Annotated in this window: 22 protein-coding genes and 1 riboswitch; of the genes, 11 read left to right on the forward strand and 11 right to left on the reverse strand. The window is 66.0% G+C overall.

The window, feature by feature from the left end:
* Window positions 1-64: 64 nt before the first annotated feature.
* The gene (locus AABF56_RS07430) at window positions 65-1,015 is read right to left on the reverse strand and encodes a DMT family transporter (protein WP_244765493.1); all 951 of its coding nucleotides are present in this window, start codon (window positions 1,013-1,015) and stop codon (window positions 65-67) included.
* Window positions 1,016-1,158: 143 nt separating this feature from the next.
* Here AABF56_RS07430 and AABF56_RS07435 point away from each other — a divergent pair, with 143 nt between their 5' ends.
* The 7 genes from AABF56_RS07435 to AABF56_RS07465 all read left to right on the forward strand — a co-directional run bounded on the left by AABF56_RS07435 (window position 1,159) and on the right by AABF56_RS07465 (window position 5,811).
* Complete coding sequence (locus AABF56_RS07435; protein WP_272805449.1) at window positions 1,159-1,563, forward strand: helix-turn-helix domain-containing protein; 405 nt, start codon at window positions 1,159-1,161, stop codon at window positions 1,561-1,563.
* Between the two features lie 82 nt (window positions 1,564-1,645).
* Window positions 1,646-2,773 carry an S-(hydroxymethyl)glutathione dehydrogenase/class III alcohol dehydrogenase gene (locus AABF56_RS07440; RefSeq protein ID WP_244765491.1) on the forward strand — a complete coding sequence of 376 codons (1,128 nt, stop codon included), beginning with the start codon at window positions 1,646-1,648 and terminating at the stop codon, window positions 2,771-2,773.
* Between the two features lie 35 nt (window positions 2,774-2,808).
* Window positions 2,809-3,234 carry a GNAT family N-acetyltransferase gene (locus AABF56_RS07445; RefSeq protein ID WP_272805450.1) on the forward strand — a complete coding sequence of 142 codons (426 nt, stop codon included), beginning with the start codon at window positions 2,809-2,811 and terminating at the stop codon, window positions 3,232-3,234.
* A 39-nt stretch (window positions 3,235-3,273) separates the two neighbouring features.
* Window positions 3,274-3,735 carry a YaiI/YqxD family protein gene (locus AABF56_RS07450; protein ID WP_244765489.1) on the forward strand — a complete coding sequence of 154 codons (462 nt, stop codon included), beginning with the start codon at window positions 3,274-3,276 and terminating at the stop codon, window positions 3,733-3,735.
* Window positions 3,732-4,388: a DUF1345 domain-containing protein gene (locus AABF56_RS07455; protein ID WP_272805451.1), complete on the forward strand. Its 657-nt coding sequence runs from the start codon at window positions 3,732-3,734 to the stop codon at window positions 4,386-4,388. The genes AABF56_RS07450 and AABF56_RS07455 overlap by 4 nt, the downstream gene beginning before the upstream one ends.
* 18 nt (window positions 4,389-4,406) lie before the next feature.
* On the forward strand, window positions 4,407-5,240 hold the full coding sequence (gene fghA / locus AABF56_RS07460) for an S-formylglutathione hydrolase (RefSeq protein WP_244765487.1): 834 nt from the start codon (window positions 4,407-4,409) through the stop codon (window positions 5,238-5,240).
* Window positions 5,241-5,496: 256 nt separating this feature from the next.
* Window positions 5,497-5,811 carry a DMT family transporter gene (locus AABF56_RS07465; RefSeq protein ID WP_272805452.1) on the forward strand — a complete coding sequence of 105 codons (315 nt, stop codon included), beginning with the start codon at window positions 5,497-5,499 and terminating at the stop codon, window positions 5,809-5,811.
* A gap of 11 nt (window positions 5,812-5,822) precedes the next feature.
* On the opposite strand, the gene AABF56_RS07470 is transcribed toward AABF56_RS07465, so the two are convergent.
* From AABF56_RS07470 to AABF56_RS07495, 6 genes are all read right to left on the reverse strand, one after another.
* The gene (locus AABF56_RS07470; RefSeq protein WP_244765485.1) at window positions 5,823-6,206 is read right to left on the reverse strand and encodes a DoxX family protein; all 384 of its coding nucleotides are present in this window, start codon (window positions 6,204-6,206) and stop codon (window positions 5,823-5,825) included.
* Between the two features lie 92 nt (window positions 6,207-6,298).
* Window positions 6,299-6,949 carry a hypothetical protein gene (locus AABF56_RS07475; RefSeq protein ID WP_272805453.1) on the reverse strand — a complete coding sequence of 217 codons (651 nt, stop codon included), beginning with the start codon at window positions 6,947-6,949 and terminating at the stop codon, window positions 6,299-6,301.
* A gap of 73 nt (window positions 6,950-7,022) precedes the next feature.
* The gene (locus AABF56_RS07480; RefSeq protein ID WP_272805454.1) at window positions 7,023-7,808 is read right to left on the reverse strand and encodes an ATP12 family chaperone protein; all 786 of its coding nucleotides are present in this window, start codon (window positions 7,806-7,808) and stop codon (window positions 7,023-7,025) included.
* The gene (locus AABF56_RS07485; RefSeq protein WP_244765482.1) at window positions 7,801-8,466 is read right to left on the reverse strand and encodes an HAD-IA family hydrolase; all 666 of its coding nucleotides are present in this window, start codon (window positions 8,464-8,466) and stop codon (window positions 7,801-7,803) included. The genes AABF56_RS07480 and AABF56_RS07485 overlap by 8 nt, the downstream gene beginning before the upstream one ends.
* A complete protein-coding gene (locus AABF56_RS07490; protein WP_272805455.1) occupies window positions 8,466-9,458 on the reverse strand; it encodes an RluA family pseudouridine synthase in 993 nt (330 codons plus the stop codon). Before AABF56_RS07490 ends, AABF56_RS07485 begins: the two co-directional genes overlap by 1 nt.
* Before the next feature lie 71 nt (window positions 9,459-9,529).
* Window positions 9,530-9,766, reverse strand: a complete 237-nt coding sequence (locus AABF56_RS07495; RefSeq protein ID WP_024271053.1) for an Lrp/AsnC ligand binding domain-containing protein — start codon at window positions 9,764-9,766, stop codon at window positions 9,530-9,532.
* Window positions 9,767-9,980: 214 nt separating this feature from the next.
* Between AABF56_RS07495 and AABF56_RS07500 the strand changes: the two genes are divergently transcribed.
* The 4 genes from AABF56_RS07500 to gcvP all read left to right on the forward strand — a co-directional run bounded on the left by AABF56_RS07500 (window position 9,981) and on the right by gcvP (window position 15,183).
* Window positions 9,981-10,262: a hypothetical protein gene (locus tag AABF56_RS07500; protein WP_338341906.1), complete on the forward strand. Its 282-nt coding sequence runs from the start codon at window positions 9,981-9,983 to the stop codon at window positions 10,260-10,262.
* Window positions 10,263-10,415: 153 nt separating this feature from the next.
* Window positions 10,416-10,517, forward strand: a riboswitch (glycine riboswitch).
* A gap of 158 nt (window positions 10,518-10,675) precedes the next feature.
* Window positions 10,676-11,815 carry a glycine cleavage system aminomethyltransferase GcvT gene (gcvT, locus tag AABF56_RS07505; RefSeq protein ID WP_272805457.1) on the forward strand — a complete coding sequence of 380 codons (1,140 nt, stop codon included), beginning with the start codon at window positions 10,676-10,678 and terminating at the stop codon, window positions 11,813-11,815.
* Window positions 11,816-11,950: 135 nt separating this feature from the next.
* On the forward strand, window positions 11,951-12,313 hold the full coding sequence (gene gcvH / locus AABF56_RS07510; RefSeq protein WP_272805458.1) for a glycine cleavage system protein GcvH: 363 nt from the start codon (window positions 11,951-11,953) through the stop codon (window positions 12,311-12,313).
* Complete coding sequence (gene gcvP, locus AABF56_RS07515; protein ID WP_272805459.1) at window positions 12,313-15,183, forward strand: aminomethyl-transferring glycine dehydrogenase; 2,871 nt, start codon at window positions 12,313-12,315, stop codon at window positions 15,181-15,183. Before gcvH ends, gcvP begins: the two co-directional genes overlap by 1 nt.
* 167 nt (window positions 15,184-15,350) lie before the next feature.
* Here the strand turns inward: gcvP and AABF56_RS07520 are convergent, their stop codons facing one another.
* The 4 genes from AABF56_RS07520 to AABF56_RS07535 all read right to left on the reverse strand — a co-directional run bounded on the left by AABF56_RS07520 (window position 15,351) and on the right by AABF56_RS07535 (window position 18,885).
* Entirely contained in the window at window positions 15,351-15,758 is a 408-nt protein-coding gene (locus AABF56_RS07520) for a response regulator (protein ID WP_244765476.1), read from the reverse strand.
* Complete coding sequence (locus AABF56_RS07525) at window positions 15,742-17,607, reverse strand: PAS domain S-box protein (protein ID WP_272805460.1); 1,866 nt, start codon at window positions 17,605-17,607, stop codon at window positions 15,742-15,744. The genes AABF56_RS07520 and AABF56_RS07525 overlap by 17 nt, the downstream gene beginning before the upstream one ends.
* A 219-nt stretch (window positions 17,608-17,826) precedes the next feature.
* Window positions 17,827-18,219 (reverse strand): Fe-S cluster assembly scaffold SufA, encoded by a 393-nt coding sequence (gene sufA / locus AABF56_RS07530; protein WP_244765474.1) that lies wholly within the window; start codon window positions 18,217-18,219, stop codon window positions 17,827-17,829.
* 285 nt (window positions 18,220-18,504) lie between these two features.
* Window positions 18,505-18,885, reverse strand: a complete 381-nt coding sequence (locus tag AABF56_RS07535; protein ID WP_244765473.1) for an SUF system Fe-S cluster assembly protein — start codon at window positions 18,883-18,885, stop codon at window positions 18,505-18,507.
* Window positions 18,886-18,896 lie beyond the last annotated feature (11 nt).

Here is an 18,896-nt window from a genome sequence, read left to right on the forward strand (position 1 = left end):
TTGCATCGAGCCTAGCGGCAATCTCCTAACAAATGTTAAGATTCGGCCCTGCGCGAAAAATCCGTCAGTCGAAGGCGATGTCGGCGCGGAGCCTGCGGCTCCTGTGCTCGCGCCAGATGATGAAGAGGCCCGAGGCGACGATGATGGCGATGCCGAGCCATTTCGAGGGCGTCGGGAAGTCGCCGAAGATGGCATAGCCGAGCACGGTCGCCGAGATGATCTCGAAATACTGGAACGGGGCGAGCAGCGAGAGCGGCGCCATGCGGAACGCGCGCACGACCAGCATATGCGCATAGCCGGAGAGCGCGCCGAGGATGACGAGCAGGACGAGGCCGAAGAGCGAGCCCGGCAGCGAGGGTTCGAAATCGGCGATGCCGGCCGAATTTCCGAGGAACAGCGCCGCGCCCATGAAGATCGTGCCGCCGAAGCCCGCGATGGTTTGCATGGTCAGCGGCGAATCGGCCTCGCCGATCGCGCGGTTCATGAAGAGATAGATGGAATAGAGGAAGGCGCAGGCGACCGGCAGTAGCGCCGTCCAGCCGAACAGCACGAAGCTCGGCTGGATGACGATCAGCGCCCCGCCGAAGCCGACGACGATGGCGAGCCAGCGCCGCCAGCCGACCCTGTCGCCGAGGAAGGCCGCGGACATGGCGGTCAGGATGAAGGGTTCGACGAAATAGATCGCGAAGACGTCGGCGAGCGGCATGTATTTCACCGCCGCGAAGAAGAGAAGGCTCGCCGCCCCGTGGATCGCGCCGCGCAGCAGGTTGAGCCACGGCCGCTTCGGCCGCAGCATGGCGCTGCCGGCCGCCGTGAAGATCAGCGGGATCGTGCAGACCACCTGGAAGAAGAAGCGGTAGAACGTCACCTGGCCCGGCGACATGTCCGCGAAGGTCGCCATGTATTTGGCGATGGCGTCCATGCAGGGCAGGAGCAGCATGGCGATCGCCATCAGCGCCACGCCCTGCATCGTGCCGGCGCCCGACGGATCGGTGGTGCTGGCCGTGGTGTTCATGCTGCGACTCCTTCGTTCGCCTCTGCATAGTCCTTTTCCGCACGCTGGCAATGCCGGAAATCGCGTCATCGGGGCGGCGCATTTGAGGTAGCCCGGCCTCGCGCCTTGCCTGTAGACTTGCGGCAAGGACAATGGAGGCCGCGATGACCTTTCCCGGCGAGAGCAACACCATCCCCTTCCCTTCGGGCCGCGCCGACGGCGACACGCTCGGCGGGCGCATCTGGCGGGCGCGCGATGCGCTGGGGCTCGGCCTGGAAGACCTCGCCGCCCGCCTCGGCCTGCCGGAAGCCACGGTGAGCGGCTGGGAGCGCGACCATGCCGAGCCGGAGACGAAGGCGCTGTTCATGCTGGCCGGCGTTCTCTCGGTCTCCCCCTCCTGGCTGATCGCCGGCATCGGCGAGGCGCCGGCGGATCCCTCCGGCGAGGAGCACCTGCATCCGCTCCTGCGCCAGCTGCGTGAAATCCACCAGTTGCACGACCAGACCGGCAAGGCGATCGCCGCGCTCGAAACCGAGGTCGCAAAATTGATCAAAAAAGATCAGGGCTGATTTTTTCCGGAAACCGCACTTGAGAGGCCGGACCTGCTCTGCAATGGTCGGCCCGACACAGAATCCGCATAGGGAGACGAAGATGGACGTACGCGCCGCCGTTGCCGTTCAGGCCGGAAAACCGCTTGAGATCATGACCGTGCAGCTCGAAGGCCCGCGGGCCGGCGAGGTGCTGGTCGAGGTGAAGGCGACCGGCATCTGCCACACCGACGACTTCACCCTGTCGGGCGCCGACCCGGAAGGCCTCTTCCCCGCCATCCTCGGCCATGAGGGCGCGGGCATCGTCGTCGATGTCGGGCCGGGCGTCACCTCGGTGAAGAAAGGCGACCACGTCATTCCGCTCTACACGCCCGAATGCCGCGAATGTTATTCGTGTCTGTCGCGCAAGACGAACCTCTGCACGGCCATCCGTTCGACGCAGGGCCAGGGCCTGATGCCCGACGGCACTTCCCGCTTCTCGATCGGCAAGGACAAGATCCACCACTATATGGGCTGCTCGACCTTCTCGAACTTCACGGTCCTGCCCGAGATCGCGCTCGCCAAGGTCAATCCGGACGCCCCCTTCGACAAGATCTGCTACATCGGCTGCGGCGTGACGACCGGCATCGGCGCGGTCATCAACACGGCGAAGGTCGAGATCGGCTCCACCGCCATCGTCTTCGGCCTCGGCGGCATCGGCCTCAACGTCCTGCAGGGCCTTCGCCTTGCCGGCGCGGACATGATCATCGGCGTCGACATCAACCCGGACCGCAAGGAATGGGGCGAGAAGTTCGGCATGACGCATTTCGTCAACCCGAAGGAAGTCGGCGAGGACATCGTGCCCTATCTCGTCAACATGACGAAGCGGAACGGCGACCTGATCGGCGGCGCGGACTACACGTTCGACTGCACGGGCAATACCAAGGTGATGCGCCAGGCGCTGGAATCGGCCCATCGCGGCTGGGGCAAGTCGGTCATCATCGGCGTTGCGGGCGCGGGGCAGGAAATCTCCACCCGCCCGTTCCAGCTCGTCACGGGCCGCCAGTGGATGGGCACGGCCTTCGGCGGGGCGCGCGGGCGTACGGACGTGCCGAAGATCGTCGACTGGTACATGGACGGCAAGATCCAGATCGACCCGATGATCACGCACACCATGCCCCTCGACGACATCAACGAGGGCTTCGAGCTCATGCATTCCGGCAAGTCCATCCGCGGTGTCGTGGTCTATTGACGGACACGGCCCCCTATACAATCGACGTGCGGAGGATGGCAGCATTCTCCGCCGTCGAGCTTTATGCTCTCTTGAGACTGCGCGTCGATGTCTTCGTCGTCGAGCAGGCCTGCGCCTATCCCGAACTCGACGGCAAGGATGAGGACGCGCTGCATCTGCGGCTGCTGATCGACGGCGAGACGGCCGCCTATGCGCGCCTGTGGCAACCGGAGAACAGGGCGCCGCGCATCGGCCGCGTCCTCGTTTCGCCCGGACACCGGGGCAAACGCCTCGGCGAGGCCCTGATGCACGAAGCGATATCGGCCTGCGAGGCGCATTTCCCGGGGCAACCGATCGCCCTTTCCGCGCAAGGCCATCTGGAGCGCTTCTACCGATCCTTGGGTTTCGCGCCGACATCGGGGGAATATGTCGAGGATGGTATTCCCCATATCGACATGCAGCGTCCTGCCGGCCATTCTTGAGACTGCGCGGAACCACGACATACAGGAAATTGCGGCGCCATGATCTACGTTGACGCGGATGCGTGCCCGGTAAAGCCCGAAATCCTCAAAGTGGCGGAACGCCACGGCATGGCGGTGACCTTCGTCGCCAATTCGGGCCTGCGCCCGTCGCGCGACCCGATGGTGCGCAACGTCATCGTCTCGGGCGCCTTCGACGCGGCGGACAACTGGATCGCCGACAATGTCGGCGCCGACGACATCGTCGTGACGGCCGACGTGCCGCTGGCGGTGCGCTGCGTCGAGAAGGGCGCGCATGTCACCGGCCCCACCGGCCGCCTCTTCGACAAGACCAATATCGGCATGGCGAGCGCCATGCGCGACCTCGGCGCGCATCTGCGCGAAACGGGCGAGAGCAAGGGCTACAATGCCGCCTTCTCGCCGCGCGACCGCTCCGCCTTCCTCGAAATGCTCGACCGCCTCTGCCGCCGGGCGAAGAACGCGCAGGCTGGCCCGTCCCCATGAAAAAGGCGCCGGGGCCGAGGATATACGGCAGGCACCTGCCCTTCTATGTCGGCATCGGCGCGGCGGCCCTCGCGCTTTTCCTTGCGCTCTGGCTCAAGCCGGATTTCGCCATCGGCATCGCGGCCGTCGCCTTCTTCCTCTGCTATCTCCTCTTGACCGCCTGGCGCGTGCCGCGCCTGACCGCCGCCCATCTCGAACATTATGCGACGGACACGGACGAGCCGGTCACGGTCATCTTCGCCGTGACGTTCGCGGCCGTCGCCGTTTCCACGGGCTCGCTCTTCGTGGTGCTCAACCGGCCGGCCGCCTCCCTCGGCGAATTCGTGCTCGCCTTCGCCTCCGTCGCGCTCGGCTGGCTGACCATCCACACCATGGCGGCCATGCACTATGCCCATCTCTATTGGCGCCCCGGCAGCACGGAAACGAGCCTCGATGCCGGCCGAAGCCTCGATTTCCCCGGTAAGGCCGCGCCCGGCGCCTACGATTTCCTCTATTTCGCCTTCGTCATCGGCATGACCGCGCAGACCTCGGACGTCGCCATCACCTCCACGGCGATGCGCAAGGTCAACCTGCTGCACGCGATCGTTTCCTTCTTCTTCAACACGGTGCTGGTTGCCGCCGCCGTCAATGCGGCGGTGTCGCTCGCCACCTGAACCCTACGGAGTTCCCAGATGAAAGTGCTTTCCCAGAACACGGCCTTCGGCGGCATGCAGGGCGTGTTCGCCCACGATTCGGAAGCCTGCAAGTGCGAGATGACCTTCGCCGTCTTCGTGCCGCCGCAGGCGATCCACGAGCCGCGCCCCGTGCTGTGGTATCTGTCCGGCCTCACCTGCAGCCATGCCAATGTCATGGAGAAGGGCGAATACCGGCGCATGGCCGCCGAGCTCGGCCTCATCGTCGTCTGCCCGGACACCAGCCCGCGCGGCAACGACGTGCCGGACGAAATCACCAACTGGCAGATGGGCAAGGGCGCCGGCTTCTATCTCGACGCGACCGAGGCGCCCTGGGCGGAACACTACCAAATGTACAGCTACGTGACGGAGGAGCTGCCGAATTTCGTCAGCCAGCATTTCCGCATGGACATGGCGCGCCAGGGCATTTTCGGCCATTCGATGGGCGGCCACGGCGCCATGACGATCGCGCTCAGGAACCCGGAGCGCTTCAGGAGCTGCTCGGCCTTCGCGCCGATCGTCGAGCCCTCCACCGCCGACTGGTCGGCCCCGGCCTTCGAAAAGTATCTCGGCGCCGACAAGGCGGCGTGGCGGCAATACGATGCCTGCGCACTGGTTGCCGATGGCGCCCGGTTCCCGGAATTCCTCATCGACCAGGGCAAGGCGGACGGCTTCCTGGAAAACGGCCTGCGCCCCTGGCTCTTCGAGGCGGCGGTCAAGGATACGGACATCGCTTTGACGCTGCGCATGCACGAGCGCTACGACCACTCCTACTACTTCATCTCCACCTTCATGGACGATCACCTGAAGTGGCATGCCGAGCGTCTCGGCTAGAGCAATTCCAGCAAAAGTGCGGAGCGGTTTTGCGTCCGGATTGCGTGAAAACAAACAGATAGAGCGTTTCGCGATTCGGAGAAAAGCGGAAATGCTCTAAGCCATTGCCATGGCGGGGGCGCATGGCTGGCATGCCGCCCCCGTCCTTGCCCTTCCCCGCCACCGGGGTATAGTGCGCCCCGGTAGACGGCTACCGCCGGATGGCATCCGGTCACGACCGCGGGGACGGCCTCGCTCCTTTCTTATGGAGTGGGCAATGCCCTGGATTTATCTCACCCTCGCCGGCCTGTTCGAAATCGGCTGGGCGATCGGCCTCAAATATACCGACGGTTTCACCAGGCCCCTGCCGACGGCCCTCACCGCCGGCTCGATGGTCGTTTCCATCATCCTGCTCGGCCTTGCCGTGAAGACGCTGCCGATCGGCACCGCCTATGCGATCTGGACCGGCATCGGCACGGTCGGCACCGTGATGCTCGGCATCGTCCTCTTCGCCGAGCCGGTGACCGCCATGCGCATGGGCTGCATCGCGCTCATCGTCACCGGCATCCTCGGCCTGAAATTCGCTGCCTAGAGCGGACGGCTCTAACGGCGATTGTCGAGCGCGAAGGCGCCCGGCCCTGCGGCGGTCAGGTACAGGAAGACGAAGCAGAACAGGATCGCGGCGTCGCCGCGATTATTGATCGGGAAAAAGCTCTGCGGCGCATGCGCCATGAAATAGGCGACCGCCATGAAGCCGCAGAGCACGAAAGCCGCCGGCCGCGTGAAGAGGCCGAGCAGGATCAAAAGGCCGCCGGCGATCTCCAGCGCGCCGGCCAGCCCTATCAGGTTCATCAGATCGCCGAAGGGCTGGTCCGAGGGCGGGAAATTGAAGAACTTTTGCGTGCCATGCTCGATGAAGAGCAATGCCGTCATGATGCGCAGCGCCGCCAGCGCCTGCGGCCGATAGGCGGATAGACCGTCGAACATGCCTTCGTTCCCCTCCGTTTCAAGAAGAAGGGAACTCTATCACGCTTCCCGCACGGATTCGCCTGCTCCTCGCCGAGGCGCATTTCGCGCGATCAGTCGCAGCTGATCGCCTGCGTGACGACGCAGGGCGCCACCTTCTTCCTGGAGCCTTCCGGCAACGCGCGCGAGCGCACCGTCAGCGCCGCCTCGCTGGGAATGACCAGCGGGCGTTTCTCCCCACCCGGATAGGCCTGGATGGAGGTCCTCGTCGGCGTGCGGCGCTTGCCGCCGGCCTCCTTGCGATCCTTGCCGGGACGCTTGCCATAGGTCGCCTTGCCGGTGGCGACCAGCGCCAGGTGATAGGCGAGCGCCACGCGCTTGGCGATGGCATCGCCGAGCGCTGCCTCGCGTCCCCTCTGCTCCGGCATGAAGCTGTTGACCGTCAGGGTCCGGCGCGACGGTTCGCCGGGACCGTCCAGCGTCACCGTCACGCGGGCCGTGCTCCGGCCGTCGCTGCCCTGCCTCACGCCGGAAACCCGCACATCCATTACCGCCCGGTCGATCGCGACGGCCCGGCGCGTCGCCTTGGCAGCCCGCTTCAGGTGCTCGCCGGCGCGCTTCAGCACCGTGGCGGACGCGCTGCCGTCGCCGCTGACGACGATCTTGCGGATGTCTCGGACCGGATAGGCCTCGTCGGCGCTGGCGGCGAAGGGAGTGGAGAACAGAAGGCTGGCGGAAAGAAGGACGCGAACGAGGAACTGCATGAAGTCAAACCGGTATGCGATGTCGGATTTCGGTCGCGCGCCAAAATGGTGCGAACCTCTTAGCAAAGTCTTTTCAGCGCGGAATTTCCGCAAGCACGGCGGCGGCGACGTCCATTTCCGCCCGGCGCAGCGCGCGGCGGTGGAAGGCCTCCTCGTCCGTGCCCCAATGCTCGATCTGCCAGTCCTCGTCGACATGGGCGAGCGTCCAGGCCCTGTCGGCGTCGATGACGCCCTCGGCGAGCGCCAGCGCCAGCAGCGCCGAGCCGGTGAGCGTCGTCACCGTGTGCAGGCAGGCGAGCGCCAGCGGATCGCGGAACGCGGCAAGCGCCTTGGAAAAGGCCTCGATCGCCGGCGCCGGCTGTTCCTGGTGCATCACGCCTTCGACGAGGATGAAGCGCGCGCCCCTTGCATCGGCCGCCCAGCGGATGATCGGGTCCCAGCCCTCGCGCTGCCGCTCGACGAGCCCGGCCGGCGAATCCGCGCGGTAGCAGAGCATGTCCGTGCCGGCAAAGCGCACGATCTCGTCGAAGACCGCGTCGAAATTCGCCGCGACGCCGTCGACGGCCGTGTTGACGAGCCGCGTCACCGGCATTTTCGCCGGGTCGATCTCCTCGCCCTGCCCGTCCCATTCGGCCACGAGCCGGTCGGCGATCGGCCGGGCCGGCACGGCGAGCAGCTTCTTGCCGGGCGTGCGCACCGGGCGGCCGTCGAGCAGGATTCGGTGACCCTCCTCCACCTCGTCCGTCGAAACCGCCTTGTAGAACCGCTTCGGCAACGGGCGCTTCATCTGGATCTGCGCGCGGCGCACCGGGTCGGGATCGCTCATCGCATCGGAAAGGTCGCTCAGGATATCACGCATCGGAAATCTCCAGCCATTCGAGAAGGTCGGCGGGCGTGCGCAGGATGTGGTCCGCGCCGGCCTCGACCAGTTCGGGCACGGTGGCATAGCCCCAGGAAACGCCGATCGCCTTCGCACCCGCCGCCTTCGCCATCTGCATATCGTAGACCGCATCGCCGATGACAACCGTGCGCACCGCATCCACGCCCGCCTCGCTGCAGCATTCCGTCACCATGGCCGGATGCGGCTTGGAGGGGCAGTCGTCGGCCGTGCGCGAGACGAAGAACGTCCTGTCGAAGCCGTGCGCGGCGCGGATGAGATCGAGGCCGCGGCGGGACTTTCCCGTCACGGCGCCGAGGATCAGGTCGTCCTGCCGCTCGAGGCGGGCCATCATGGCGGCGATGCCCGGAAAGAGCGGCTCCTGGAAGCCGGGCTCGGCGCGCACGCCGGTATAGGCCGCCTTGTAATGCGCGGTCATCGCCAGCGCCTCGTCGTCGACATGCGGCTTGCCCTGCATGCGGGCGATGGCGATGTCGAGCGTCAGGCCGATGATCGCCTTGGTTTGCGCGATATCCGGCCGTGCGAAGCCGAAATCGACGAAAGTGCGCGCCATGACCTCATGGATCAGGTTGACGCTGTCGACCAGCGTGCCGTCGCAATCGAAAAGGACGAGCCGCATCAGTCTTCCTCGTCCGCCGCGTTCTGGTCGAAGCCGAAGAGGTTCCAGGTCTGCACCATGTGCGGCGGCAGCGGCGCGGTGACGCGCAGGCGCCCGCCGGACGGGTGCGGGATGTCGATATGGCGGGCATGGAGATGCAGGCGGTTCTGCACGCCGCCCGGAAAGCTCCAGTTGACATCCGCGTCGAAATATTTCGGATCGCCGAGGATCGGATGGCCGATATGGGCGGCGTGCACGCGCAGCTGGTGCGTGCGCCCGGTATAGGGCTCCATCTCCAGCCAGGCGAAGTTCTGCCCCGCCTGCTCGACGATACGGTAGAAGGACACGGCGTGGTCCGCACCGTCCTCGCCGTGCTTGGCGATGCGCATGCGGTCGCCGTCCGGCGTCTGCTCCTTGACGAGCCAGGTGGAGATCTTGTCCTCGCGCTTCTTCGGCACGCCCTTGACCAGCGACCAGTAGGTCTTCTTGGTGTCGCGCTCGCGGAAGGCGGCGGTCAGCTTCTGCGCCGCGCCCCGCGTGCGGGCGATGACGAGCACGCCGGACGTGTCGCGGTCGAGCCGGTGCACGAGCCGCGGCTTCTCGCCCTTCTGGCTCGTCCAGGCCTCCAGCATCTTGTCGATATGCCGGGTGACGCCCGAACCGCCCTGCACGGCGATGCCGGCCGGCTTGTTGAGCACGAAGACCTTGTCGTCCTCATGCAAGAGCATGCGGGCGAGCAGTTCGCCATCGGGGGAATGTTTCAGGTCGCGGCCGGCGATTGGGCCTGCCTTCGGGCCCTTGGCATCCACGTCCATTGGCGGGATGCGGACCATCTGGCCGGGCTGCACGCGGGTGTCGCTCTTGGCGCGGCCGCCATCGACGCGCACCTGGCCGGAGCGCAGCAGTTTCTGCAGCTGGCCGAAGCCGAGGCCCGGATAGTGGACCTTGAACCACCGGTCGAGCCGCATGCCCGCCTCGTCGTTCTCCACCTGCTTGTGTTCGATGCCTGCCATCTTCGCCTTCTTTCGTTGCGCCGTGCTTTAGCGCAAGAACGGGCGAAGGGGAATATTGGAAACGGCGCGCGTCAGAATGCGCGGAAGGTCAGCGTCGTCAGGGATCGCACGATGCCGGGAATGGAGGCGACGTGATCGTTGATGAACTTGCCGATATCCTCCTCGCTGTCGACATAGATCTTCAGGAGAAGGTCGTAGTCGCCGCTCGTCGAATAGAGCTCCGAAATGAGTTCCGTAGCGTAAAGCGCGTCGGCGACCTCGTAGGTCTTGCCCGGAGCGCATTGCAATTGCACGAAAATCGGCTTCATCGGTTCCTCCCGCGCCATCGGCGGCATGCGTGTTCCCGCCCGATTCCGGCGGCATTCCATATCTCTTATGGCGGAATTCCGCCGCCAAAGGCAAGGCCGGCCGATAATCGTACAGACCGTTAAAATTCGATGAAAATGCAACCGTGGCACTTCATGCCTCGGAAAGATGCAACTGATAAATTGCAACGATGCAAAACCAACTCCGTTGAATGCCATGACACAGATCGTGACAGTTTCGCCGGCAACGGCCGCCTACGCATCGCAGGGAATGCGGTCGCAGACGCGTGCGCACACCCTCTTCGAGGAGCGCATCCATGCCTGGAGCGAGGATGCGAAGGTCCGCGGCGATGCCCGCGCGATCGCCGCGCTCACCGTCATCCACCCGCCGGCCCTGGCCCTGGCGCTGATCACCGCCCCCGGAAGCGCGGTAACCGTTTCGCAGGCGCAGCGCCTCTATGTCGAGAACGACCTGCCCGCCGTGCCGGAACCCGCCTGATCCTCCTTCGGAAAACAGCCGTCCTCCAACCTGCCGCCCCTCCGGGGGCTTTTCCTTGCGCGGTCCCTGCCCGGCCTTTCCCGCTACGACAAAAATTCGCTTGGGAGCGACGCAACGCTCTTGCCAAAGCGCGGGCAACGCCTTTATCTGGAGGCGACCTCGCTGGGAGAAGCTGGCCGCCCGACCAAGGGCATGGCCGGTGCCGAAGGAGCAACCGCCCCGGAAACTCTCAGGCAAAAGGACCAGCAAGGTGCCGTCGGAACTCTGGAGAGAAGCGTTTTTCGAGCGCTCGCCGAAGGGATAACAATCTCAGGCGAAGGGACAGAGGGGGCTCAGGAGAGCGGCGCGAAAGCGCCGGGATTGTGAGCCGGTGCCCGTTGGATAGGGGGCGCCACAGGACTGGAGGGCGCCTTTTGGACGGATCGTCTGAACTCAAGAAAACCCCGCTTCATGCGCTGAACCTTTCGCTCGGCGCCCGCATGGTGCCGTTCGCCGGCTACGAGATGCCGGTGCAATATGCCGCCGGCGTGATGAAGGAACATCTGCACACCCGCGCGAGCGCCGGCCTCTTCGACGTGTCCCACATGGGCCAGGTCACCGTGCGCGCCCGCTCCGGCGACAATGCGGACGCCGCCCGCGCGCTGGAGACGCTGGTGCCGGTCGATGTCCTCGGCCTCGGCGAGGGCCGCCAGCGCTACGCCCTCTTCACCAATGACGCGGGCGGCATCCTCGACGACCTGATGATCGCCAATCGCGGCGACCATTTCTACGTCGTCGTCAACGCCGCCTGCAAGGAGGCGGATTTCGCCCACATGCAGGCGAAGATCGGCGACACCTGCGAACTGACCCTGCACGACGACCGCGCCCTCATCGCGCTGCAGGGCCCGCATGCCGAGGCCGTGCTCGCCGAACTGTGGGCGGACGTCTCCTCCATGCGCTTCATGGACGTGCGCGCCTGCGACCTGCACGATGCCGACTGCATCGTCTCGCGTTCGGGCTATACGGGCGAGGACGGGTTCGAGATCTCCATTCCCGCCAGCCTTGCCGAAGCGGTCTGTCGCCGCCTGCTCGACCATCCGGACGTGCTGCCGATCGGCCTTGGCGCGCGTGATTCGCTGCGCCTCGAAGCCGGCCTCTGCCTCTACGGCAACGACATCGACACGACGACGACCCCGGTGGAAGCCGGCCTCGAATGGGCCATCCAGAAGGTGCGCCGCACGGGCGGCGAGCGCGCCGGCGGCTTTCCGGGCGCGGCCGTCATCCTCGGTGAGCTCGAAAACGGCGCATCCCGCCGCCGCGTCGGCCTGAAGGCGGAGGGCCGCGCGCCGGTGCGCGGCGGTGCGGTGCTCGCCACCGATGCCGAGGGCGAGGACGTCGTCGGCACCGTCACCTCCGGCGGCTTCGGTCCGAATGCCGACGGCCCGGTCGCCATGGGCTACGTCACCAAGGCGGCGACGGCGCCCGGCACCCAGCTCTACGCCGGCGTGCGCGGCAAATTCCTGCCCGTCACCGTCGCGGCCATGCCCTTCGTCAAGAACACCTTCAAGCGCTGACCATGACCCGCTCCACCCGGCTATTGCCCCTCACCCCGCCCTCTCCCCGCAAGCGGGGCGAGGGAGACGCGAGGGCGCGGCAAGGCGGATGAGGGGCGGAAGAACGAACGAACCTTCCCATAGAGAGGAACGAACATGCTGAAATTCACCGAAGAACACGAGTGGCTGAAGATCGAAGGCGGCGTTGCGACCGTCGGCATCACGGTGCACGCGGCCGAACAGCTCGGCGACCTCGTCTTCGTGGAACTGCCCGAGGTCGGCGCGACCTTCGACAAGGGCGGCGATGCGGCCACCGTCGAGAGCGTCAAGGCAGCCTCCGACGTCTATTGCCCGCTCGACGGCGAGATCGTCGAAATCAACGAGGCGATCACCGCCGATCCCTCCCTCGTCAACAGCGACCCGCAGGGCGCCGGCTGGTTCTTCAAGCTGAAGCTCGCCAACCCGGCCGATGCGGACGGCCTGCTGGACGAAGCCGCCTACAAGGAGCTTGTCGGCTGATGTCTCTTCCCAAGGATTTCGCCTTTACCGATTACCAGCCCTACGATTTTGCCAACCGTCGCCATATCGGCCCCTCGCCGAAGGAGATGGAGGCGATGCTGAAGGTGATCGGCTATGACAGCCTCGACGCGCTGATCGACGACACCGTGCCGCAGTCGATCCGCCAGGCAAAGCCGCTGGAATGGGGTGCGCCCATGACCGAGCGCGAGGCGCTCGACAAGCTGCGCGAGACCGCCAACCGCAACAAAAAGCTCGTGTCGCTGATCGGCCAGGGCTATTACGGCACGATCACCCCGCCGGTCATCCAGCGCAACATCCTGGAAAACCCCGCCTGGTACACCGCCTATACGCCCTACCAGCCGGAAATCAGCCAGGGCCGCCTCGAAGCGCTGCTCAACTACCAGACCATGGTCTGCGACCTGACCGGCCTCGACGTCGCCAACGCCTCGCTGCTCGACGAGGCGACCGCCGCCGCCGAAGCCATGGCCATGGCCGAACGCGTGGCGAAATCCAAGGCGAAGGCCTTCTTCGTCGACGAGAACTGCCACCCGCAGACGATCGCGCTCTTGAAGACCCGCTCCGAACCACTCGGCTGGCAGATCATCGTCGGCGATCCCTTCACCGACCTCGACCCCGTCGACGTCTTCGGCGCGATCTTCCAGTATCCCGGCACCTACGGCCATGTGCGTGATTTCTCGGGCCTCATCGCCCGCCTGCACCAGACCGGCGCCATCGCCGTCATCGCGGCCGATCCGCTGGCGCTTGCGCTCCTGAAATCGCCCGGCGACATGGATGCGGACATCGCCATCGGCTCCACCCAGCGCTTCGGCGTGCCGGTCGGCTACGGCGGGCCGCACGCGGCCTACATGGCCGTCAAGGACGCCTACAAGCGCTCCATGCCCGGCCGCCTCGTCGGCGTGTCGATCGATGCGCGCGGCAACCGCGCCTATCGCCTGTCGCTCCAGACCCGCGAACAGCACATCCGCCGCGAAAAGGCGACGTCGAACATCTGCACCGCGCAGGTGCTGCTCGCCGTCATGGCCTCGATGTACGCCGTCTTCCACGGGCCGCAGGGCCTCAAGGCGATTGCCCAGAGCGTGCACCAGAAGACCGTCCGCCTCGCCAAGGGCCTCGAAAAGCTCGGCTACACGGTCGAGCCCGACGTCTTCTTCGACACGATCACCGTCCATGTCGGCAAGCTGCAGGGCATCATCCTGAAGACCGCCGTCGCGGAAGGGGTGAACCTGCGCAAGATCGGCGACGACCGCATCGGCATCAGTCTCGACGAGCGCTCGCGCCCCGTCACGCTGGAGGCTGTCTGGCGCGCCTTCGGCGGCAATTTCGAGGTGGCCGCGTTCGAGCCGGACTACCGCCTGCCGGAAGACCTCTTGCGCACCAGCGAATACCTGACGCATCCGATCTTCCACATGAACCGCGCGGAAAGCGAGATGGTGCGCTATATCCGCCGCCTCTCCGACCGTGACCTCGCGCTCGACCGTGCGATGATCCCGCTCGGCTCGTGCACGATGAAGCTCAATGCGACGGCGGAAATGCTGCCGATCACCTGGCCGGAATTCGCGGAGATCCATCCCTTCGTGCCCGCCGACCAGGCGCAGGGCTATCGCTACCTCATCGAAGACCTGTCGCAGAAGCTCTGCGACATCACCGGCTACGACGCCATCTCCATGCAGCCGAATTCCGGCGCGCAGGGCGAATATGCCGGCCTCCTGACGATCCGCGCCTATCACCTCGCCAATGGCGACACGCATCGCGACGTCTGCCTCATCCCGACCTCCGCGCACGGCACCAACCCCGCCTCCGCCCAGATGGCCGGCATGAAGGTCGTCGTCGTGAAAGTGTCGGAGAACGGCGATATCGATATGGAGGATTTCCGTGCAAAAGCAGAGCAGTACGCGGAAAACCTCTCCTGCTGCATGATCACCTATCCCTCCACGCACGGCGTCTTCGAGGAGAATGTGCGCGAGGTCTGCGAGATCGTGCACAGGCATGGCGGCCAGGTCTACATGGACGGCGCCAACATGAACGCCATGGTGGGCCTTGCCCGCCCGGGCGACATCGGCTCGGACGTCTCGCACCTGAACCTGCACAAGACCTTCTGCATTCCGCATGGCGGCGGCGGCCCCGGCATGGGGCCGATCGGCGTGAAGGCGCACCTTGCGCCCTTCCTGCCGAGCCATCCGGAAGTCGCGGGCCTCGGCAATACCGGCGCCGTCTCGGCGGCGCCCTTCGGCTCGGCCTCCATCCTGCCGATCTCCTGGAGCTACTGCCTGATGATGGGCGGCGAAGGCCTGACGCAGGCGACCAAGGTGGCGATCCTCAACGCCAACTATATCGCCGCCCGCCTGAAGGGCGCCTATGACGTGCTCTACACCTCCTCCAAGGGCCGCGTGGCGCATGAATGCATCATCGACACGCGCCCGCTTGCGGCAAGCGCCGGCGTCACCGTCGACGACGTCGCCAAGCGGCTGATCGACTGCGGCTTCCACGCCCCCACCATGAGCTGGCCGGTTGCCGGCACGCTGATGATCGAGCCGACCGAATCGGAGACCAAGGCCGAGATCGACCGGTTCTGCGAGGCGATGCTGGCGATCCGCGAGGAGGCCCGCGCCATCGAGGATGGCACGATGGACAAGGACAACAACCCGCTGAAGAACGCCCCGCACACGGTGGAAGACCTCGTCGGCGAATGGGACCGCCCCTATTCGCGCGAACAGGCCTGCTACCCGCCGGGCGCCTTCCGGGTGGACAAGTACTGGTCGCCGGTCAACCGTGTCGACAATGTCTACGGCGACCGCAACCTCGTCTGCTCCTGCCCGCCGCTGGAGGATTATGCGGAGGCTGCCGAGTAGGAGCTTTGTGTCCCGGCCGTTCCTGTCGGCCGGGTCCGGTTTCCAACGGCGTGTCCCGCAACCTCTCCTCCGTCATCCTCGGGCTCGACCCGAGGATTCACGCCACAGACTGACGAACCCCGGCCGATCCATCGGCCGGGGTTTTTTCATTGCGGGCAGGGAGAGGATCAGGGCGAGACGGCGACGTCCACCCAGAAGCGGGTAAAGCCCTCGGCGAAATCGCGGTAGCCGCTCAGCGTCGAGGGTTTGACGGCATAGGCATTGGCACCGTTCTGATAGGCGCGGTTGACATCGGCGGTGCTGGAGGACGAGGACAGCATGATGACGGGCGTCACCGCCGTGCGGGCGCGCCCGCGCAGCCGCTTGAGCAGGTCCATGCCGCTGGTGCCGGGCATGTTGATGTCGAGCAGGATATAGTCGAAGGCCTCGCGGTCGAGCCGGTCGCTCGCCAGTTCCGCGTCGGCGACATGGGTGATCTCGATCGTGCTGCCGGCATCGCTGAAGGCGCGCATGACGAAGCGCACGTCCACAAGGTCGTCGTCCACGACGATCAGCTTTCTAGCCGAGCCTCCCACGATCGTTCCCCTTTGATTTTACGGGTTGCGGAAACGTCACGACGAAGCGTGCCCCCGGACCGTACTGCGTGTCAAGCGTTATCACCCCGTTGTGGCTCTCGACGATCCGGCGCGCCAGCGCGAGTCCGACGCCGGTGCCCTGGTACACCGCCTCGTCCCGGTGAAGGCGTTGAAACACCTCGAAAATCCGCCCGGCATGCTGCGGGTCGATGCCGATGCCGTCATCCTCGACGACGAAATCGATGCCGCCCGGGCGCTCGCGGCAGTAGACGCGCACGACCGGCGCGGCGCCGGGCCGGCGGTACTTCAGCGCATTGCCGATGAGGTTCTGCGCCAGCCGCTTCAGGAGTTCCGGATCGCCCATCACGTCCGGCATGGGCGCGGCCTCGACACGCCCGCCCGCCTCCTGCACATGGCTTTCCAGCAGCGCGAGCGCGTCGCGCACCACGTCGGAGAGCGAAACGGGCTTCGGCGCCGAGATCCGGTAGGCGATCTGCGAGAATTCCAGCAGGCTGTCGATGATCCGGCGCATGCGTGTGGCGCTCTTGCGCACATGGTCGGCATAGGTCGGCAGTTCGGCGATGTCGCCGCGGTGCAGGTCCTCCGAGATCATCTCGGCGAACATGGAAAGGTGGCGCAGCGGCGCCTTCAGGTCATGCGAGACCGTGGCAGTGAACTGGTCCAGCGCCTCGTTCTTGCGGCGCAGCTCCTTCGTCTGGGCTTCCACCTGCTGCTGCTGGCGCTTGGCCTCGGTGATGTCGCGCCCGACGCAGACGACCTCGCAGACACCCTCCTTGTCGAAGATCGCCACGGCGGTCCAGAGCATCCACATCATCTGGCCGTCATGCCCCTCGATGCAGATCTCCACGGTCTTGACGGGCGCGGCGCGGGTGTAGTTCTCGACGTCCATCAGCGCCGCGGTATGTTCCGGTGCGCAGGCGATATCCGGCAGGTAGCGGCCGATCAGCCCGTCCGTCGTCGAGCCGACGAAATGGGCGTATTTGTCATTGGCGAAGCGGATTGTCAGGTCGCGATCGAACCGCAGGATCATGTCGGGCAGGATCTGCAGCAGCGAGAGATATTCGCGGCGCTTCATCTCCAGCGCCGCTTCGGTGCGCTTCAGCTCCGTTACGTCGACGCGCAGCGCGACGATGTCGCCGGTCTCGGCCACATGGCTCTCGCCGCGGATCCACCGGTCCTTGCCGAACTCGAAGACGGTTCCGCCGCTGCCGGTGTTCCTGTGGCTTTCGAGGCGGGCGCGCACCATTGCCTCGGCCTCCGGCGTTCCCTCCCGGATGCCGGGAAACATGCCCGCGCGGATATTGGCGCGCGTAATGCTCTCCAGCGTCACGCCCACGCGCACGGCATCGCGGGCCGGTCCGCACCGCTCCTTGTAGGAGCGGTTGAACATGACGAGGTGCTCCGTCTCGTCGAAGATCGCAAACCCCTCGGGCATCGTGTCGAGCGCCGCCGCGATGCGCTGGCCCAGCAGGATCTGCTCGCCGTGGCTGCCTCCGCTCAGAAGGCTGCGCAGGAGGATCGCATAGGAGGGCCGTTCGCCCGCATCCGGCATGGCGATCACATGGGCCGTCGCGTCGAAGGTGGTGCCGTTGTCGTGGCGGAAGCAGAGAGCATGGGTATTCTCGCGCCCGCCCGCGGCCTGCCGGGCAAGGCGCGCCGCAGCCGCCTCGCCCGCGAGAACGGCTACGCCCGCCGCCGCCCCGTCGTCGCGGCTCCAGCCGAAGGTGCGGGCCGCCGCATCATTATGGGAAACGAGGCGCCCCTGCGCGTCGACGATGACCACGGGAAAGGGCAGGTTCTGGTAAAGTGCCGCGGCAAAGTCGTCCATCGCTCGCGCCCCTCTCCCTGGCGATCACGCCGGCGCCGGATTCGCGCGCCGCGCGCGGGAGACTAAAGCAATTCCGGCAAAAGTGCGAAGCGGTTTTGCCGGAATTGCGCCGGGACGAAAGGCTGGAGCGATTTCGGAAAGGGCGTGGAAACGCTCCCGGCAAGACCGCCGGAGAAGGAAAGCCGCAAGGATTGACGGGCTCCGCAATGCCCGACCGGCTCAGCCGGCGCGCACCGTCGGCTGGCCGGAGGCCGCGAGGGCCGCAAGATCGGCCGGCTTCAGCTCGACCGATTCGCCGCAGCCGCAGGCGGACGTCTGGTTCGGGTTGTGGAACGTGAAGCCGGAGCGCAGCGTCGTCACCTCGAAATCCATCTGCGTGCCGAGAAGGTAGAGCACCGCCTCCGGCGCGACCCAGACGCTGGCGCCGTTGTGTTCGATCAGGTCGTCCTTGGCATTGGGTTCGGTGACGAGGTCGATGGCATATTCCATGCCGGCGCAACCGCCCTTCTTGATGCCGACGCGAATGCCCTTGGCATCGCCGCCGGCATTGTCGACGATCGCCTTGACCCGGTCTGCCGCCGCGTCGGTGAGTGTCATCACTGCAAAGGCCATGGGCCGCTTCTCCTTCGCCGGCCGGGTTCAAGGCCCGGCGGTCTGCGAATCCGAATCTAGTGTTGGCGGGTTAACGGATCAAGTCACAGCGCTGAGAGTTTGCCCCTCATTCGGCTGCCGCCACCTTCTCCCCGCAAGCGGGGCGAAGGGATATGCCGCACGGTTTTCCCAAACGAAGAGGCATCCCTATCGAGGAAACCATTGCCCGGTCGTCCTTCTCCCCGCTTGCAGGGAGAAGGTGCCGGCAGGCGGATGAGGGGCAGGCCTCAGCCAGTGCCCCTCGCTTCAATACCAGCCCACGGCGACCTGCGCCTCTTCCGACATGCGGTCCGGCGTCCACGGCGGATCGAAGGTCATCTTGACCTCGACGCCGGACACGCCCTCGACCGCGCCCACGGCGTTTTCCACCCAGCCCGGCATCTCGCCGGCCACGGGGCAACCGGGCGCCGTCAGCGTCATGTCGATCTTGACCATGCGGTCGTCTTCGATGTCGATCTTGTAGATCAGGCCGAGCTCGAAGATGTCGGCCGGGATTTCCGGGTCGTAGACCGTCTTCAGGGCGGAGATGATGTCGTCGGAAAGGCGCGCCAGTTCGTCGTCCGGGATCGCCGAATGCACGATGCCGTCGCGGACGTCGGTCTTGTCTTCCGTTGCGTCGAGGGACATGGGTCCACCTC

Source organism: Shinella sp. WSC3-e (assembly GCF_945994535.1).
Taxonomy (GTDB): Bacteria; Pseudomonadota; Alphaproteobacteria; order Rhizobiales; family Rhizobiaceae; genus Shinella; species Shinella yambaruensis.

Excerpts from the sequence above, each read along its gene's own strand:
- AABF56_RS07430 (WP_244765493.1), bottom strand. The coding sequence starts at position 1,015 with ATGAACACCACGGCCAGCACCACCGATCCGTCGGGCGCCGGCACGATG.
- AABF56_RS07435 (WP_272805449.1), top strand. The coding sequence starts at position 1,159 with ATGACCTTTCCCGGCGAGAGCAACACCATCCCCTTCCCTTCGGGCCGC.
- AABF56_RS07440 (WP_244765491.1), top strand. The coding sequence starts at position 1,646 with ATGGACGTACGCGCCGCCGTTGCCGTTCAGGCCGGAAAACCGCTTGAG.
- AABF56_RS07445 (WP_272805450.1), top strand. The coding sequence starts at position 2,809 with ATGGCAGCATTCTCCGCCGTCGAGCTTTATGCTCTCTTGAGACTGCGC.
- AABF56_RS07450 (WP_244765489.1), top strand. The coding sequence starts at position 3,274 with ATGATCTACGTTGACGCGGATGCGTGCCCGGTAAAGCCCGAAATCCTC.
- AABF56_RS07455 (WP_272805451.1), top strand. The coding sequence starts at position 3,732 with ATGAAAAAGGCGCCGGGGCCGAGGATATACGGCAGGCACCTGCCCTTC.
- fghA (WP_244765487.1), top strand. The coding sequence starts at position 4,407 with ATGAAAGTGCTTTCCCAGAACACGGCCTTCGGCGGCATGCAGGGCGTG.
- AABF56_RS07465 (WP_272805452.1), top strand. The coding sequence starts at position 5,497 with ATGCCCTGGATTTATCTCACCCTCGCCGGCCTGTTCGAAATCGGCTGG.
- AABF56_RS07470 (WP_244765485.1), bottom strand. The coding sequence starts at position 6,206 with ATGTTCGACGGTCTATCCGCCTATCGGCCGCAGGCGCTGGCGGCGCTG.
- AABF56_RS07475 (WP_272805453.1), bottom strand. The coding sequence starts at position 6,949 with ATGCAGTTCCTCGTTCGCGTCCTTCTTTCCGCCAGCCTTCTGTTCTCC.
- AABF56_RS07480 (WP_272805454.1), bottom strand. The coding sequence starts at position 7,808 with ATGCGTGATATCCTGAGCGACCTTTCCGATGCGATGAGCGATCCCGAC.
- AABF56_RS07485 (WP_244765482.1), bottom strand. The coding sequence starts at position 8,466 with ATGCGGCTCGTCCTTTTCGATTGCGACGGCACGCTGGTCGACAGCGTC.
- AABF56_RS07490 (WP_272805455.1), bottom strand. The coding sequence starts at position 9,458 with ATGGCAGGCATCGAACACAAGCAGGTGGAGAACGACGAGGCGGGCATG.
- AABF56_RS07495 (WP_024271053.1), bottom strand. The coding sequence starts at position 9,766 with ATGAAGCCGATTTTCGTGCAATTGCAATGCGCTCCGGGCAAGACCTAC.
- AABF56_RS07500 (WP_338341906.1), top strand. The coding sequence starts at position 9,981 with ATGACACAGATCGTGACAGTTTCGCCGGCAACGGCCGCCTACGCATCG.
- gcvH (WP_272805458.1), top strand. The coding sequence starts at position 11,951 with ATGCTGAAATTCACCGAAGAACACGAGTGGCTGAAGATCGAAGGCGGC.
- gcvP (WP_272805459.1), top strand. The coding sequence starts at position 12,313 with ATGTCTCTTCCCAAGGATTTCGCCTTTACCGATTACCAGCCCTACGAT.
- AABF56_RS07525 (WP_272805460.1), bottom strand. The coding sequence starts at position 17,607 with ATGGACGACTTTGCCGCGGCACTTTACCAGAACCTGCCCTTTCCCGTG.
- sufA (WP_244765474.1), bottom strand. The coding sequence starts at position 18,219 with ATGGCCTTTGCAGTGATGACACTCACCGACGCGGCGGCAGACCGGGTC.
- AABF56_RS07535 (WP_244765473.1), bottom strand. The coding sequence starts at position 18,885 with ATGTCCCTCGACGCAACGGAAGACAAGACCGACGTCCGCGACGGCATC.